The sequence below is a fragment of the Pseudomonas sp. RGM 3321 genome (assembly GCF_022836805.1).
Taxonomy (GTDB): domain Bacteria; phylum Pseudomonadota; class Gammaproteobacteria; order Pseudomonadales; family Pseudomonadaceae; genus Aquipseudomonas.
Map to the genome: position 1 here is coordinate 167787 of NZ_JALHBH010000119.1, position 16429 is coordinate 184215.

Genomic DNA, 16429 nt, shown 5'->3' on the forward strand with positions numbered 1-16429 from the left:
AAAACGAACAACGTTCGCCTCCTTTCGATACTCAGCACCAGCACTGGTGCACCCGTCCGTCACGTCAGGTCACTCCGACAATAAATCCGCAACCGGATGTCTGGAGAGCCGTGATGAGTACAACACTAAAAAATGCAGCCCATTTGAGCGAGTCGGCACAAGTCGATTCCGGATCGGTACAGCCGTTTACCCGTTCGCAGAAAATCTACGTTCAGGGCTCGCGCCCGGACATCCGCGTGCCGATGCGCGAAATTACTCTGGACGTCACGCCGACTGACTTTGGCGGCGAGATCAACGCGCCGGTCACGGTCTATGACACCTCCGGCCCGTACACCGACCCCAACGTGATAATCGATGTGCGCAAAGGCCTGGCGGATGTTCGCTCGCCTTGGATCGACTCGCGCAATGACACCGAGCGTCTGCCCGGCCTGAGCTCCAACTTCGGCCAGCAACGCCTGAGCGACGCCGAACTGACTGCGCTGCGCTTTGCTCATGTGCGCAACCCGCGTCGTGCCAAGGCCGGCGCCAACGTCAGCCAGATGCACTATGCGCGTCAGGGCATCATTACTGCCGAGATGGAATACGTCGCCATCCGCGAAAACATGAAGCTTCAGGAAGCCCGCGCCGCAGGCCTGCTGACCCAGCAACATGCGGGGCACAGCTTCGGCGCGAGCATCCCGAAGGAAATTACTGCCGAGTTCGTGCGCGAAGAGATCGCCCGTGGTCGCGCGATCATTCCGGCCAACATCAATCACGTCGAACTGGAACCGATGATCATCGGCCGCAACTTCCTGGTGAAGATCAACGGCAACATCGGCAACAGCGCGCTGGGATCTTCCATCGAAGAAGAAGTTGCCAAACTGACCTGGGGCATTCGCTGGGGTTCGGACACGGTCATGGATCTGTCCACCGGCAAGCATATTCATGAAACCCGCGAATGGATCATCCGCAACTCGCCGGTGCCGATCGGCACAGTGCCTATCTATCAGGCTCTGGAAAAGGTGGGCGGTGCGGCTGAGGACCTGACTTGGGAGCTGTTCCGCGACACGCTGATCGAGCAGGCCGAGCAGGGCGTTGATTACTTCACCATCCACGCAGGTGTGTTGCTGCGTTATGTGCCGCTGACCGCCAAGCGTGTGACCGGTATTGTCAGCCGTGGTGGTTCAATTATGGCCAAGTGGTGCCTGGCGCATCACCAGGAAAACTTCCTGTACACCCATTTCGAAGACATCTGCGAAATCATGAAGGCTTATGACGTCAGCTTCTCGCTGGGCGATGGCTTGCGTCCGGGCTCTATTGCCGACGCCAACGATGCTGCGCAGTTCGGTGAGCTGGAAACCTTGGGTGAACTGACCAAGATCGCCTGGAAGCACGACGTGCAGACCATGATCGAAGGACCCGGTCATGTGCCGATGCAGTTGATCAAGGAAAACATGGACAAGCAGCTGGAATGCTGCGACGAAGCGCCGTTTTACACTCTGGGCCCGCTGACCACCGATATTGCGCCGGGGTATGACCACATCACGTCGGGCATCGGTGCCGCGATGATTGGCTGGTTCGGTTGCGCCATGCTGTGTTACGTCACGCCCAAAGAGCACCTGGGGCTGCCGAACAAGGATGACGTGAAGACCGGCATCATCACCTACAAGATCGCAGCCCACGCAGCGGACCTTGCCAAAGGCCATCCGGGCGCGCAGATCCGTGACAACGCCTTGAGCAAGGCGCGTTTCGAGTTCCGCTGGGAAGACCAGTTCAACCTTGGCCTGGACCCGGACACCGCACGCTCGTACCACGATGAAACCCTGCCCAAGGATTCGGCCAAGGTCGCGCATTTCTGTTCCATGTGCGGGCCGAAATTCTGCTCGATGAAAATCACCCAGGAAGTACGCGAGTACGCCGCCAATCAGCGCATCGAAGCAGTCGACGTTGACGTCGCCAAAGGCCTGGCCGAACAGGCCGAGCGCTTCAAGCAGGAAGGCAGCCAGTTGTACAAGAAGGTGTAGAGGGCGATAGCCCGTCGTTATACACAGTTCCGCTTTTGATTCTGGCCGAAGGTCGTAGGAGCGACCGGGGCAGCGATCCCGCATTGTTCGCGAAAGGGCTTGGCTTCTGCCCGAAGGGCGTAGGAGCGAACTTGTTCGCGAAAGGGCCGTTACATCCGCTGAAGATGTATCGCCCGGAATAAAGCTTTCGCGAACAATGCGGATCGCCGCCCCGGTCACTCCTACGCCCCTACGGGCAGAAGTGTGCTCTGCGTCCGATTCTGAAGGTGCAGTGCGGCTGCACCCGGTTCCTTGACTTTCCACACGAGACCCCTCTGTGAACACACCCGGCACCTATTCTCCCGACACCCCTGTACCCGCCAGCCAGCGGGTGTTTGGTGGGCGGGATCTGTTTTCCCTGTGGTTTTCCCTCGGCATCGGTTTGATGGTGCTGCAAACCGGGGCCTTGCTGGCGCCGGGGCTGGGTATGTCTGGCTCGATGCTGGCGATTTTTCTCGGCACGCTGGTGGGCGTTTTACTGCTCGCCAGTGTCGGCGTGATCGGCAGTGACACCGGTTTGTCGTCCATGGCAGCTCTCAAACTCAGCTTGGGCAGCAAAGGCGCGTCGCTGCCCGCAGTGTTGAACCTGCTGCAACTGATCGGTTGGGGGTCGTTCGAGATCATCGTCATGCGCGATGCTGCCAGTCTGTTGGGCGATCGGGCTTTTTCGCAGGGCAGTCTGTGGACCAGTCCGCTGCTCTGGACACTGTTTTTCGGCGCGCTGGCCACTCTGCTGGCGGTCAGCGGACCATTGACCTTCGTGCGCCGATTCTTGCGCAAGTGGGGGATCTGGATACTGCTGGCCGCGTGTTCATGGCTGACCTGGAATCTGCTGAGCAAGGCTGATCTGGCAGCGCTGTGGGCGACATCCGGTGATGGTTCACTGCCGTTTGCCTCGGGGTTCGACATTGCCATCGCCATGCCGCTGTCCTGGCTGCCGCTGATTGCCGACTACTCGCGCTTCGGCCAGCGTGCGAAAAGTGTCTTCGGCGGCACGGCTGCAGGCTTTTTCATTGGCAACTTCTGGCTGATGAGTCTGGGCGTTGCCTATACATTGGCGTTCGCGCCGAGCGGTGAGGTCAATGCCTTGCTGCTGGCGCTGGCCGGCGCAGGTCTGGGCATCCCGCTGCTGCTGATTCTGCTGGATGAGACGGAAAATGCGTTCGCCGATATTCATTCGGCGGCGGTATCGAGTGCTTTGCTGTCACGCATCAACGTCGAGCACCTGGCATTGATCATCGGCGTGATCTGCACGCTGATCGCCTGTCTGGCACCGCTGGCCCAATACCAGAACTTCCTGCTGCTGATCGGCTCGGTGTTTGCGCCGCTGTTCGGCGTGGTGCTGGTCGACCATTTCATCCTGCGTCGTCGCAGTGGTCGGGTGGTGGAGGGCGGTTTGCGCTGGATGAGTCTGCTGGCGTGGCTGGGCGGGCTCAGCACCTATCACCTGCTGGCTGGTTTTTACCCGAATGTCGGTGCAACACTGCCAGCGCTCGTTGTCGCTGGCGTGTTGCAGCTGTTGATCGGCGGTGCAATCAACCGCGACCGGGGAACAGTTCCGGCTTGAGGATGCCATTGAGCTGAGGGTAAGGAATCTTCAGCTCGATGTGACCCATCGAATACGGCGCAATGGTATCCACCGAGTACTTGAGGATCACCGCGCCGTAGGTCAGCGCGATGTGTGGCGTGCGCTTGAACGGCCAGGTCTTCATGAACTCGCTGTCTTCATTCATCTTGGTCGAGACCAGCCAGCCCTGATGGGCCAGTTGGGCCTTCTGCCAGAACTCGCTTTCCTTGCCCGGGATGATCATGTCTGCCAGGGTCAGGACTTTCTGCTGCTGACGCGAATAGTTGATGAACGCCCGGCCAGGGTTGCCGTGGGCACCACCGGTATCCAGGTAGCTGGACAGTTCGACAACCACGATACCGTCATGCTGCTCGCGTACCTTGGCCTGCAGATAGCTGGCGTTGCGACCCTGGGCCTGGCTCAGGAACTGCTCCTGATAGGCTTTGATAGACGCAGGCGGCGAGGCGCTGCTGTCGGCAACGGTCAGTTGCAGCAGGGTCTTCTGGACGATGGCGTCCAATCGCGGCTCATCGGGGAAATGCACGGTATCGATGTTCACCAGCGGGCAGTCCGCCGTGGTGCAGCCTGGCTTGATCAGCTCGGAGGCATCGCGCTGGACTTGCAGCGGTGTGCGCATGTTGGGCGTGAAGAGGCTTTGGCAGGCGCCGAGCAACAGGGCCAGGCAAGCCAGTGAAGTGATCCTCAGTAACGACATGTTGATCCTTGGCAGTTTCAGTAAAGGCGGTTGCGTTGTGCGTATGCAGGCTGGTTGGACTGTAAACAACGTCTTCGGTTCGATCATGGCAGATTAGAATTGTTTTAAGTCCCGGCCGTCTACCCTGCATCTTCAAAGGGGCTGCATCTTAACGTCGATGCGCGTTAGGATGACCCGATGTCAAAAACGGCGGCAAGCGAGAAACCCATGACCCAGACCACACGATCTGCACCAAGCGCTTTTGAAACCATACAGCGTGAAAACTGCTTCAAGGGCTTCTATAGGCTGGACAAGCTGCATGTGCGCCATGAGCTGTTCGCAGGTGGCATGAGCAAGGAAATCAGCCGCGAGCTTTTCGTTCGCCACGATGCGGTTTGCGTACTGCCTTACGATGCCAAGCGTGACGAAGTGGTGCTCATCGAGCAGTTCCGCGTGGGTGCCATGGAAAAGACCAGCAACCCGTGGCTGATCGAACTGGTCGCCGGGCTGATCGACAAGGATGAACAGCCGGAAGAAGTTGCTCATCGCGAGGCAGAGGAGGAAGCTGGACTGGTGTTCCGCTCGCTTTGGCCCATCACCAAATACTTTCCTTCTCCAGGTGGCAGTAATGAGTTTGTTCACTTGTACCTGGGGCAGTGCAGCAGTGAGGGGGCAGGCGGAATTCACGGGCTTGAGTCCGAAGGCGAAGACATCCGGGTCACGGTCTGGTCATTCGACGACGCAATGCAGGCGATGAAAGACGGAACAATCAAAAACGCGTCGACGATTATCGCCCTGCAATGGCTGGCGCTGAATCGTGCGGAGATAAGGGGTTTATGGTCGTGAATCTATTGCGCGAGCGCTACCGTGTCGACCTTGCCGGACTGCAGGCTGCGTGTGAGGCCAACTACGCGCGCCTGATGCGCCTGCTGCCCGACATGCGCAACGAACAGCGCTCACGCCGCGTCGCCGTTACACAGGGTGACCAGATGCTGGGCGTACTGGCCGTCGAGGTATTGCTCGACTGCCCGTACACCACCACCCTGCAAGTCCGCCAGGAACATAGCCTGCCGTGGCTGCCGGTGCCGGTGCTCGAAGTGCAGGTCTATCACGATGCACGCATGGCCGAAGTCATCGGCGCCGAGCATGCGCGGCGCTTTCGCGGCATTTATCCCTACCCCAATGCCGACATGCACCAACCGGATGAAAAGGCCCAGCTCAATCTGTTTCTGGGGGAATGGCTGAGTCATTGCCTGGCGTGCGGGCATGAGTTTGAGGCGGTGCGTTAACCCCTCTTCAATTGTTATCGCGCTACTGCTCCTTGGCCTCGCCCTGTATTTTTTCCTGCACCCAATTGACCGATAAGTGACGTCAGCTGACAGCGGGCAGGCTCCAGTCTTGTAGGTGGTTTCTGAAAATCCCCCGGCATCTTGGATTTGAAACAACATGCCTTACATTCGACCTGAATTGATTTGCAGGTATAACGAATGAGTGGCTTAGGCTCCCCCGGATGTCAGTTAGCATGCTTCTCGGGAATCACCCTCAGCCTTTTCAGCTATCTAGGGCTGATAACCCTGACAGGCAGCGCTCTGCGTTGGGAACACTTTCTATATACGGCCATTATCGGAGTGGTCATCGGTATTCTGTCTTTAAGGCTCATGCCGTGGGTCGTTCATCTGGCTGGACTGGCAGGAATGATTCTTGGCGTTGTCCTGGAGCTTTTGTTGGCGGGATATCTCTGGCCTGGAATGCCTTATGAGCGGGTGCTGAGCTATCTCTTGGGTGCGGGACTGGCGGGCATGGTGTCGGCCGGACTTATTGCTTCAATTGTGCTCAAGCGCCGAGCGAATCAGCAAATGTGACCAAATGCTCGTCTGCGCTCACATTCCCGGTTTACCCGCCCGCTGCCACATCACATAATCGCGCTGAATCCTCTCTGGGAGACGGTCTTGCCAAGCGCAGCCCCTTCATCGTCAGTTTTGCTGGTGCAGATATCCGACAGCCACCTGTTCGCCGAGGCGGACGGGGCGTTGTTGGGTATGAGTACCCGCGACAGTCTGGAAAAAGTCGTTGATCTGGTCCTCGCCGAGCAGCCGCAGGTTGATCTTGTGGTTGCAAGCGGGGATATCTCCCAGGATGGCAGCGTCGAGTCTTATGAAGCGTTTCGCCGGATAAGCGCGCAGATCGCAGCGCCTGCGCGCTGGTTTGCCGGTAATCACGATGAATTGCCGCAGATGGAGCATGTCGCACAGGCTGAAGGGCTGCTTGATCCGATCATCAACATCGGCCAGTGGCGGGTGACGCTGCTGGATTCGGCAGTGCCCGGTTCGGTGCCAGGTTTTCTGGCCACTGGGCAATTGCAATTGCTGGAACAGTCACTGAGCGAAGCACCTGACCGGCATCATCTGGTCTGCCTGCACCATCACCCGGTGGCCATTGGCTGTGAATGGATGGCACCCATCGGTCTGCGCAATGCCGATGCGTTGTTTGCGGTGCTGGATCGATTCCCGCAGGTTCGGGCTGTATTGTGGGGGCATGTGCATCAGGAGTTCGACCAGATGCGCAATGGTGTGCGCCTGCTGGCGTCGCCTTCGACCTGCATTCAGTTCGCGCCTGGCAGTGCCGATTTCAAGGTGGACACCACGGCGCCGGGCTATCGCTGGCTGCGACTGTATGACGACGGACGGCTGGAAACCGCTGTTTCCAGAGTGGTTGGCATGGAATTCGAAGTCGATTACGGCGGTACTGGCTACTGAATGAGCGGGCGGACACGTTTCCAGTGAGGTGTTGTAGCGTAAGTCCCTGTAAACTACACGGCTTTGCCTTGCACTCGGGAGCGACAGCGTGACGAGCGACACACCTTCATTGCTATACATTCATGGCTTGAACAGCTCGGCCCTGTCGAGAAAGGCCTGCCAGTTGGCCGCGCTGATGAAGTCGTTGGGTCTGGCTGATCGTCTGCAAGTCCCTGAACTGCATCACCATCCGCGTCAGGCTATGGGTCAGCTTGAAACCGCTATAAAGGAGCTGGGACGGCCATTACTGGTCGGCAGCTCGCTCGGCGGCTACTATGCGACTCATTTGGCGCAGCAGCATGGCCTCAAGGCGGTGCTGATCAACCCGGCAGTCAACCCGCATCAGCTGTTTGACGGGTTTCTCGGCGTGCAGCAGAACCTGTACACCGGCGAGCAGTGGCAGTTGACCGAAGACCATATTCAGGCGCTGGCCGAGCTGGAGGTTCCTGCTCCCCAGGACTCACAGCAGTTTCAGGTGTGGTTGCAGACCGGTGACGAGACCCTTGATTATCGTCGCGCCGAGAAGTTTTACCGGGCCTGTGCGTTGCGCATTCAGGCGGGCGGCGACCACAGTTTTCAGGGTTTTGCCGAGCAAATGCCAGCGTTGTTGAGCTTTGCCGGGTTTGCCCCCGATCTACTGCAAAAGATCGACCTGTCGGCGCTGTAGACGATCGATGCCCGGCCTACTGAATGCAAGAACATTGAACCCCCGAAATTCCATGAAAGATTGATAACGAGAACCCATGGCCACTCCCAGCGCTAGCTCTTATAACGCAGACGCCATCGAAGTCCTCTCGGGCCTCGATCCGGTTCGCAAACGTCCGGGCATGTACACCGACACCTCGCGGCCCAACCACCTGGCTCAGGAAGTCATCGACAACAGTGTCGACGAAGCTCTGGCTGGTCACGCGCGCTCGGTTCAGGTCATCCTTCATGCCGACAACTCGCTTGAGGTGTCCGACGACGGCCGCGGCATGCCGGTGGACATTCACCCGGAAGAAGGGGTGTCCGGCGTCGAGCTGATCCTCACCAAGCTGCATGCGGGTGGCAAGTTTTCCAACAAGAACTACCAGTTCTCCGGCGGCCTGCACGGCGTAGGGATTTCCGTGGTCAACGCGCTTTCCACTCAGGTTCGGGTGCGGGTCAAGCGCGATGGCAACGAATACGAAATGACCTTCGCCGACGGCTATAAGGCCACAGAGCTGGCGGTTATCGGCACTGTCGGCAAGCGCAACACCGGGACCAGCGTCTATTTCGCGCCCGATCCGAAGTATTTCGACACCCCGAAGTTCTCGGTCAGCCGCCTCAAGCACGTGCTCAAGGCCAAGGCGGTTCTGTGTCCGGGCCTGCTGGTCAGCTTTGAAGACAAATCCACTAACGAAAAAGTCGAGTGGCATTACGAAGACGGCTTGCGCTCGTATCTGCAGGATTCGGTCAGCGACTTCCTGCGACTGCCGGATGAACCGTTCTGCGGCAGCTTCGCCGGTAACAAGGAAGCGGTCGACTGGGCGCTGCTCTGGCTGCCCGAAGGTGGCGACAGCGTTCAGGAAAGCTACGTCAACCTGATCCCCACGGCGCAGGGCGGTACCCATGTGAACGGCTTGCGCCAGGGCTTGCTGGATGCGATGCGCGAGTTCTGCGAGTTCCGCAACCTGTTGCCGCGGGGCGTCAAGCTGGCACCGGAAGACGTCTGGGAGCGAATTGCCTTCGTCCTGTCGATGAAGATGCAGGAACCGCAGTTTTCCGGCCAGACCAAAGAGAGGCTGTCTTCCCGTGAAGCGGCGGCGTTCGTTTCCGGCGTGGTCAAGGACGCTTTCAGTCTGTGGCTCAATACCCACTCGGAGCTGGGCCTGCAACTGGCTGACCTGGCGATCAACAACGCCGGTCGCCGCCTCAAGGCCAGCAAGAAGGTCGAACGCAAGCGCATTACCCAAGGCCCCGCACTACCGGGCAAACTGGCTGACTGTGCCGGACAGGATCCGGCGCGCTCCGAGCTGTTTCTGGTCGAAGGTGATTCCGCCGGTGGTTCGGCCAAGCAGGCAAGGGACAAGGAATTCCAGGCCATCCTGCCCCTGCGCGGCAAGATTCTGAACACCTGGGAAGTCGACGGCGGCGAAGTGCTCGCCAGCCAGGAAGTGCACAACATCGCGGTTGCCATCGGGGTTGATCCGGGTGCGGCGGATATCAGCCAGTTGCGTTACGGCAAGATCTGCATCCTTGCTGACGCCGACTCGGACGGTCTGCACATTGCAACGCTGCTGTGTGCGTTGTTCGTTCAGCACTTCCGTCCGCTGGTCGACGCCGGGCATGTGTATGTGGCCATGCCGCCGCTGTACCGGATCGACCTGGGCAAGGAAATCTATTACGCGCTGGACGAAAGCGAGCGCGACGGAATTCTCGACCGTCTGGTGGCTGAAAAGAAACGTGGCAAACCACAGGTCACCCGATTCAAAGGCCTGGGTGAAATGAACCCGCCGCAGCTGCGCGAAACCACCATGGACCCGAACACACGGCGTCTGGTGCAGCTCACGCTGGATGATTTCGCTGCTACGTCGGAAATGATGGACATGTTGCTGGCGAAGAAGCGTGCAGGTGATCGCAAGTCCTGGCTTGAATCGAAGGGCAACCTCGCCGAGGTCCTGACTTGATACGAGCCTGGCTCGCCGCCCTGACCCTGGTTGCCGCGCCGGTTTTCGCCGCGCCGCTTGAGGTCCTGAAACTGCAATCCGAGCACCCGGTAGACGACATGGTCGGCGGCAATCTGTCGGGTCTGGCCATGTGCAATGGCCAGCTGTGGACCGTTTCCGACCGTGACGACAATGTGCTGTATAGCCTCGATGTGTCGCAAAACACCTGGAAGGCAGAAGCACACCGCATTGACGCACCTGCGCCACACAGCTATCTGCCGCTCAAGTTGCGTTCGCTGGCAGGCCTTTCCGCGTTGGTGCGTGGTGGTGATCTGGATTTCGAAGGCGTGAGTTGTGATGCAGCCGGTAATCGCTATCTGGTCAGCGAGGCCTATGGCACGGTGCTCAAGGTTCCGGTCAGTGGTGCACCGTTCTGGCTGGATTTGCCGCAAGCGCTGATAGAACAGGCGCGCGGCCAGGGCATGTTGCAACACTTCAATGCGATTTTCGAAGGTATCGCCGTGAACGCCTCGGGCGACCGCATCTGGCTGGCCGCCGAGCGCGAGAAACGCGGGCTGCTGGTGGTGCAGCGTGACAAGGAACAATGGAGCTGCGGGCAAAGCTGCGTGCTGCTGTCCGAAGACGGTAAAGACCTGCTTCCCGCAGAACAGGGGCACAAGACCGTGTCCACGGACTTTTCCGACCTTTCGCTATACAACGGCAAGCTGTTCACGCTCGAGCGAGCGGCCTATCGCATCTGTCGGCGTGGGCTTGAGACCGGGCAGATCGAACGTTGCTGGTCGTTCGCCAAGGAAGCGATGGTGCCTTCGCGTCGTTATGATCAGCCCTATGGCCTGACCGAAGCGCTGGTGGTGGACGAGAAGGGCGCATGGATTGGCATCGACAATAACTTCGGTGCGCGCGCCGACGGTGAAAAACGCCCGATTGTCTGGCGGTTCGCTGCGCCTGAGGCGGGCTGGAGCGCCGGTCAGTGAGCCAGCCAGCGAATCAACCGCAACCCGGCAAGCGCGCTGGCAAGATATTGATGATCGTTGCCTGGGCCGCTGGCCTGTTTCTGGCGACGCGCTTTTTCGGCAGTTGGGAAGACAAGCAACAGAACCCCAATACGGTGGTTGCCTCGCAACACGGTGACGGATACATCGAAGTGCAACTGGCGGGTAATCGTCAGGGGCACTTTGTCAGTACCGGCCAGATCAACGGCCGGACGGTAGAGTTCATGATCGACACCGGGGCGACCGACGTGGCCGTACCCGGGGATATGGCTGACAGCCTGGGCCTGAAACGCGGCTTTGCGGTCACGGTCAACACGGCCAATGGCAACAGTCAGGGTTTCCGGACCACGCTCGACCGCTTGCAACTGGGCGATATAGTCCTGACCAATGTGCGTGCTCTGGTGGCACCCGGTCTGGACGGTGAGCAGGTGCTGCTGGGCATGAGTGCCATGAAACAACTCGAATTCACACAGCGTGGCGGCAACTTGCTGCTGCGCCAGTCAACGAAATAATGAGGCCCGCATGAGCGACTCCCTTGACCTCAGCCTGGATGGTGTAGAGCGCCGATCACTGGCTGACTTCACCGAACAGGCCTACCTCAACTACTCCATGTACGTGATCATGGACCGTGCCTTGCCGCATATCGGGGACGGCCTGAAGCCTGTTCAGCGGCGCATCATCTACGCGATGAGCGAACTGGGCCTTGGGGCTGACGCCAAGCACAAGAAATCGGCGCGTACCGTCGGCGACGTACTCGGCAAATTCCACCCGCACGGCGACTCGGCCTGCTACGAAGCGATGGTGCTGATGGCCCAGCCGTTCAGCTACCGCTACACGCTGGTGGACGGGCAGGGTAACTGGGGTGCGCCGGATGATCCCAAGTCATTCGCGGCCATGCGTTACACCGAAGCGCGTCTGTCGCGCTATTCCGAAGTCCTGCTCAGCGAACTGGGCCAGGGCACGGCTGACTGGGTGCCGAACTTTGACGGCACACTGGACGAACCGGCGGTGCTGCCGGCGCGTTTGCCGAACATCCTGCTCAATGGCACCACCGGCATTGCCGTCGGTATGGCCACCGACGTGCCGCCGCACAACCTGCGCGAAGTCGCCAGCGCCTGCGTTCATCTGCTGGACGACCCCAAGGCTACTGTCCCGGAGCTGTGTGAGCACATTCTGGGGCCGGACTATCCGACCGAAGCGGAAATCATCACGCCGCGTGCCGACCTGCTGAAAATCTACGAGACCGGGCGTGGTTCGGTGCGCATGCGGGCCGTGTACCGCATTGAAGATGGCGACATTGTCGTGACTTCACTGCCGCATCAGGTTTCCGGCGCCAAGGTGCTGGAGCAGATCGCCGCGCAGATGCAGGCCAAGAAGCTGCCGATGGTTGCCGACCTGCGTGACGAGTCTGACCACGAAAACCCTTGTCGTATCGTGATTATTCCGCGCTCCAACCGGGTTGAGCTGGACGAGTTGATGCAGCATTTGTTCGCGACCACCGAGCTGGAGTCCAGCTATCGGGTGAACATCAACATCATCGGTCTGGACGGCAAGCCGCAGCTCAAGAACCTCAAGACACTGCTCAGCGAATGGCTGACGTTCCGCATCGGTACTGTTCGGCGTCGTCTGCAATTCCGTCTGGACAAGGTCGAGCATCGTCTGCACCTGTTGGATGGTTTGCTCACGGCTTACCTGAACCTGGATGAAGTGATTCACATCATCCGCACCGCCGAACATCCTAAAGCAGAGCTGATAGCACGCTTTGGTCTGTCGGAAATTCAGGCGGACTACATCCTCGATACCCGTCTGCGTCAGTTGGCGCGTCTGGAAGAGATGAAGTTGCGCAGCGAGCAGGATGCCCTGCGCAAAGAGCAGGCCAAGCTTCTGGCACTGCTGGGCAGTGAGTCCAAGTTGCGCAAGCTGGTCCGTGCCGAACTGATCGCCGACGCCGAAACCTATGGCGATGATCGCCGCTCGCCGATTGTTGCCCGTGCCGAAGCCAAGGCGCTGTCTGAAAACGAATTGATGCCCACCGAGCCGGTAACTGTCGTGCTTTCGGAAAAAGGCTGGGTGCGTTGCGCCAAAGGCCACGATATCGATGCCACCGGACTTTCCTACAAAGCGGGGGATGGTTTCAAGACGTCGTCCATCGGCCGCTCGAATCAGTTCGCCGTGTTCATCGACTCGACCGGGCGCAGCTATTCGGTGGCTGCACACACCCTGCCATCTGCACGAGGCCAGGGCGAGCCGTTGACCGGCAAGCTGCAACCGCCACCGGGTGCGACGTTCGAGTGCGTATTGATGCCCGAAGATGACGCGCTGTATGTGATCGCTTCGGATGCCGGTTATGGGTTTGTCGTCAAAGGCGAAGACCTGCAAGCCAAGAACAAGGCGGGCAAGGCGTTGCTGAGCTTGCCGAACGGGGCAAAAGTCATCTTGCCTCGGCCGGTGCCCGACCGTGAGCAGAACTGGCTGGCAGCGGTGACTACCGAAGGCCGCCTGCTGGTATTCAAGATCAGTGATTTGCCGCAATTGGGCAAAGGCAAGGGCAACAAGATCATCGGTATTCCGGGCGAGCGGGTAGCCAGCCGAGAAGAATATGTGACCGATCTGGCGGTGATCGCGCAGGGCGCGACGCTGGTACTCCAGGCGGGTAAGCGAACGCTGTCGCTTAAACCTGAAGATCTTGAGCATTACAAGGGGGAGCGTGGCCGACGTGGCAATAAACTGCCAAGGGGCTTCCAGCGCGTCGACGCATTATTGGTGGAAAATAGCTGAAAACATTGATCTGGCACCAGCGTTCTTCGTTTTGCCATGAAGTACGATGCATAATCGCTGGAGTCATGATGCGTATTCACGGATGATATGGGGTCTTGGGGTGCATGCGTGGCTCAGTGCCTGCATGGGTCTTGAAAGTACTTATACTGTGGCCTGCCTCGGGGCGGCTACCTGGATGGGATGATGAATCTTTTACGCCTTCCCCTGATCTTGCTGATGACTGGCGTTTTGGGTCTGGCTGGTTGCAGTGTGCGCCAGCCGACCGCGCTTTATCAGCTCGATAGCGGTGAGCCTGGTCAGCCGAAACAGAGTAGTGGTCTGGCAGTATTGCTGGGTCCTGTTTCGGTGGCCGACTATCTGCAACGCGAAACCCTGCTGCAACGCCAGCCCGACGGCACCTTGACCGCATCGCCTGACGGGCGCTGGGCGGGCAATCTGTCTTCGGACATCGACCAGCTGCTTTTGCGCCAGCTGGCCTGGAAGCTGGACAGCCAGCGTGTCGTCATGGCACCTGCGGTTGCCAACTTCACACCGGACGTTCAGGTCGTACTGTCGATCACCCGTCTGGACTCCGGTGCCAAACAGCCTGCCGTTCTGGATGCGCAATGGCGTCTTCTGGACCGTAAAGGCCATGTTCGTGACAGTCGACTGGTCCACCTGGAACAGGTCCATGCCGGTAGCTCCGCCGACCAGGTCAAGGCCCAGGGCATGCTGTTGCAACGCTTGGCCGATCAGGTCAGCACTGCGATCAAGCCGATTTCCTGGCAACCGATCGAAGAACCGAAAAAGCCTCCTGTTGCCAAGGCCAAAGAGCCTGACAAACCAAGAATTCCAATGGCCTCGCCCATACGCACCGACCTTGAAGTGTTCCGCTTCTAGGATTGGCCCAACAAAAAGCCCGCAGCGATGCGGGCTTTTTGTTGGGCGCTCATCTCTGGTTCCCACACCTCGGCGTTCCTGACGCGCTGCACCGTCAGGATAGGACGCAGAGCGTCCAGAACGCCATGCCCACGCTGGAGCATGGGCACGATGGTGATCTTGCGCGCACCTATCGCTCCTCACGCCCCGGTGCGGCATTCCCGCGCTGGGGCCGGGCCAGGTGGTGATCTTGCGGACACCTATCGTTCCTCACGCTCCGCGTGGGAATGCAGGTCGTGACGCTCTGCGTCATCTGTTTGCGCCGGGAGAGGTTGATCAGGATAGGACGCAGAGCGTCCGGAACGGCGTGCCCACGCAGAGCATGGGCACAAGCGTCTCACTTCAAGCGTGAGCGGAGGAGAGGATCAGGCCTTGTTGGATTCGTGCATGCGCGCCAGCTGGCGTTCGAGCATCGACGGGTAGGGCTCCATCAGGCGTTCTACGCAGCAGGCACCTTCCGGGCTGGCGATCGGGCGGATGCGGGCGCGCTGGCGGATCAACGGATCGTCGTTGATGCGGCGCTCGACCAGCAGCAGGTTGCGGCTGTGCTGAGACAGCGCCAGTGCGTCCTGCGCCGTTTCGGTCAGCAACAGATCGATCTGGCTCAGACCGCTCAAGCCTTCACCCAGCGTCAGGCCCAGTTGCAGTTGCAAGGTGATGCCACTATCGGCCACCTCGATCTGCAAGGCATGACTGAGTGCGCGCAACAGCTCGCCGCAGCAGATCGCGTTGGTCAGGTAGTCATCACCGCTTTCGTGACTGTGGAAAAGCATAAGTGTGCTGCCGTCATTCAGCGTATGCAGCTCGCTTTCATACAGCGAGGCGGCCTGATCGAGGCAGTCGCGGTAGCGTTGCAGCAATTCGGTAAGGCGTGCACGCGGCAGGCGACGCAATTGATCCTGTGCACCCAGCTGCACGGCCAGTACTGCACTGTTGTGCGGTTCGACCGGCGCTACCGATGCAGCCGCCGGGCGAACGGCTGGCGAGTTGTCCGAGTGGTCGCGCAGATCGGCGAACGGATCCTCATCGTCGTCTTCATCTTCCTCGGCAACGATGCGGCGCTGCACCGGTGGTGCCGGCAAGCGCGGTTTTGCTTCGCTGCTACGAGCTGAAACCACTGGCGCAGGCTTCTCTTCCGGCTCCAGATACGGATCTTCGCTGTCGTCTTCCTCGCCGTCATACTCGGCCTCGGGCAGCGGTTCTGGCTCCGGCACCGGCGGCGCGAACGAGGTGCGCAGTTGCCGGGCCAGATCGCCGATTTCATCCTGGCGGTCGGTAGCCGGTGTGTACGGGTCGATATCGCGCAGCCAGATGCGCATCTGCATCAGCGGCGTGGAGATATGGCGGCCGAGGCGCAGGCTCAGTGCCAGTGCAAGGGCCAGCAGAATGCCTGCCAGAATGCCCATGCTCTGCAGGCTGATGGTCATCGGCTGCTGGAACTGTGACATGTCGAGGCTGATGCGCAGATGACCCGCCATCACGTCCTGAAACGTGATCTTGATTTCATACAGGCCCTGAGCTTCGCCCAGAAGTCCGTTTTTCGGGCGCTGGCCAGCCTCCGCAAGAATGCGGTTATCCACACTGTAGATAGCGGCATGCGCTACCAGCGGGTTCTTGACCAGATTGCCCAGCAGCACGTTGAGACTGAGGATGTCGTTGGACACCAACAGCTCGGTGGCCGAGGTGGCGGTCTGGGTCGTCAGGGCCTGCCCCAGCGCATCTGCCTGTTCATGCATGGCCTGCTTGAATTGCAGACCCATGACACCGGCGTAGATCACCAGCGCCAAAGCGACCAGGATCACGTTATGGCTGGCAATGCGCAAAGCGATCGGTACTCGGCGATGACGCAGGGCACGAAAGATGAGCAGGAAGAAATTATCGGTTTTAACGGGCGTGGGCCGGTTCACAGAGCACGGCTCTTTCGGTGAAGTTGTCGCGCAGTATAACGAGCGACCCAGTAGCGGCAAAGCGCTGCCTGTGCCCGGTGGTCACTGA

The 16429-nt window shown here is 59.6% G+C and carries 14 protein-coding genes; 12 read left to right on the plus strand and 2 right to left on the minus strand.

Annotation, left to right across the window (positions count from 1 at the left end):
- Positions 1-113 precede the first annotated feature (113 nt).
- The gene (gene thiC, locus RGM3321_RS23425) at positions 114-2003 is read left to right on the plus strand and encodes a phosphomethylpyrimidine synthase ThiC (RefSeq protein ID WP_005731099.1); all 1890 of its coding nucleotides are present in this window, start codon (positions 114-116) and stop codon (positions 2001-2003) included.
- A gap of 316 nt (positions 2004-2319) precedes the next feature.
- Complete coding sequence (gene cytX, locus RGM3321_RS23430; RefSeq protein WP_244395031.1) at positions 2320-3609, plus strand: putative hydroxymethylpyrimidine transporter CytX; 1290 nt, start codon at positions 2320-2322, stop codon at positions 3607-3609.
- Here cytX and RGM3321_RS23435 read toward each other — a convergent pair.
- On the minus strand, positions 3578-4324 hold the full coding sequence (locus RGM3321_RS23435; protein ID WP_244395032.1) for an RsiV family protein: 747 nt from the start codon (positions 4322-4324) through the stop codon (positions 3578-3580). The two genes, cytX and RGM3321_RS23435, sit on opposite strands and share 32 nt — an antisense overlap.
- Positions 4325-4531: 207 nt before the next feature.
- Between RGM3321_RS23435 and RGM3321_RS23440 the strand changes: the two genes are divergently transcribed.
- The 10 genes from RGM3321_RS23440 to RGM3321_RS23485 all read left to right on the plus strand — a co-directional run bounded on the left by RGM3321_RS23440 (position 4532) and on the right by RGM3321_RS23485 (position 14395).
- Positions 4532-5149 (plus strand): NUDIX domain-containing protein, encoded by a 618-nt coding sequence (locus tag RGM3321_RS23440; protein ID WP_002551795.1) that lies wholly within the window; start codon positions 4532-4534, stop codon positions 5147-5149.
- Positions 5140-5592 carry a DUF1249 domain-containing protein gene (locus RGM3321_RS23445; protein ID WP_002551796.1) on the plus strand — a complete coding sequence of 151 codons (453 nt, stop codon included), beginning with the start codon at positions 5140-5142 and terminating at the stop codon, positions 5590-5592. The genes RGM3321_RS23440 and RGM3321_RS23445 overlap by 10 nt, the downstream gene beginning before the upstream one ends.
- Positions 5593-5790: 198 nt before the next feature.
- Positions 5791-6165, plus strand: a complete 375-nt coding sequence (locus RGM3321_RS23450; protein ID WP_244395033.1) for a hypothetical protein — start codon at positions 5791-5793, stop codon at positions 6163-6165.
- Positions 6166-6252: 87 nt separating this feature from the next.
- Positions 6253-7059 carry a 3',5'-cyclic-AMP phosphodiesterase gene (gene cpdA, locus RGM3321_RS23455; protein WP_244395034.1) on the plus strand — a complete coding sequence of 269 codons (807 nt, stop codon included), beginning with the start codon at positions 6253-6255 and terminating at the stop codon, positions 7057-7059.
- Between the two features lie 88 nt (positions 7060-7147).
- The gene (locus RGM3321_RS23460) at positions 7148-7765 is read left to right on the plus strand and encodes a YqiA/YcfP family alpha/beta fold hydrolase (protein WP_244395035.1); all 618 of its coding nucleotides are present in this window, start codon (positions 7148-7150) and stop codon (positions 7763-7765) included.
- 76 nt (positions 7766-7841) lie between these two features.
- Positions 7842-9746, plus strand: a complete 1905-nt coding sequence (parE, locus tag RGM3321_RS23465) for a DNA topoisomerase IV subunit B (protein WP_244395036.1) — start codon at positions 7842-7844, stop codon at positions 9744-9746.
- Complete coding sequence (locus tag RGM3321_RS23470) at positions 9743-10720, plus strand: esterase-like activity of phytase family protein (protein WP_005731106.1); 978 nt, start codon at positions 9743-9745, stop codon at positions 10718-10720. Before parE ends, RGM3321_RS23470 begins: the two co-directional genes overlap by 4 nt.
- Positions 10717-11250, plus strand: a complete 534-nt coding sequence (locus RGM3321_RS23475) for a TIGR02281 family clan AA aspartic protease (protein WP_244395037.1) — start codon at positions 10717-10719, stop codon at positions 11248-11250. Before RGM3321_RS23470 ends, RGM3321_RS23475 begins: the two co-directional genes overlap by 4 nt.
- A 10-nt stretch (positions 11251-11260) precedes the next feature.
- Positions 11261-13516 (plus strand): DNA topoisomerase IV subunit A, encoded by a 2256-nt coding sequence (gene parC, locus RGM3321_RS23480; protein ID WP_244395038.1) that lies wholly within the window; start codon positions 11261-11263, stop codon positions 13514-13516.
- Positions 13517-13699: 183 nt separating this feature from the next.
- Entirely contained in the window at positions 13700-14395 is a 696-nt protein-coding gene (locus RGM3321_RS23485; protein ID WP_244395039.1) for a PqiC family protein, read from the plus strand.
- 404 nt (positions 14396-14799) lie between these two features.
- On the opposite strand, the gene RGM3321_RS23490 is transcribed toward RGM3321_RS23485, so the two are convergent.
- Positions 14800-16341 carry a histidine kinase gene (locus RGM3321_RS23490; protein ID WP_244395040.1) on the minus strand — a complete coding sequence of 514 codons (1542 nt, stop codon included), beginning with the start codon at positions 16339-16341 and terminating at the stop codon, positions 14800-14802.
- Positions 16342-16429 lie beyond the last annotated feature (88 nt).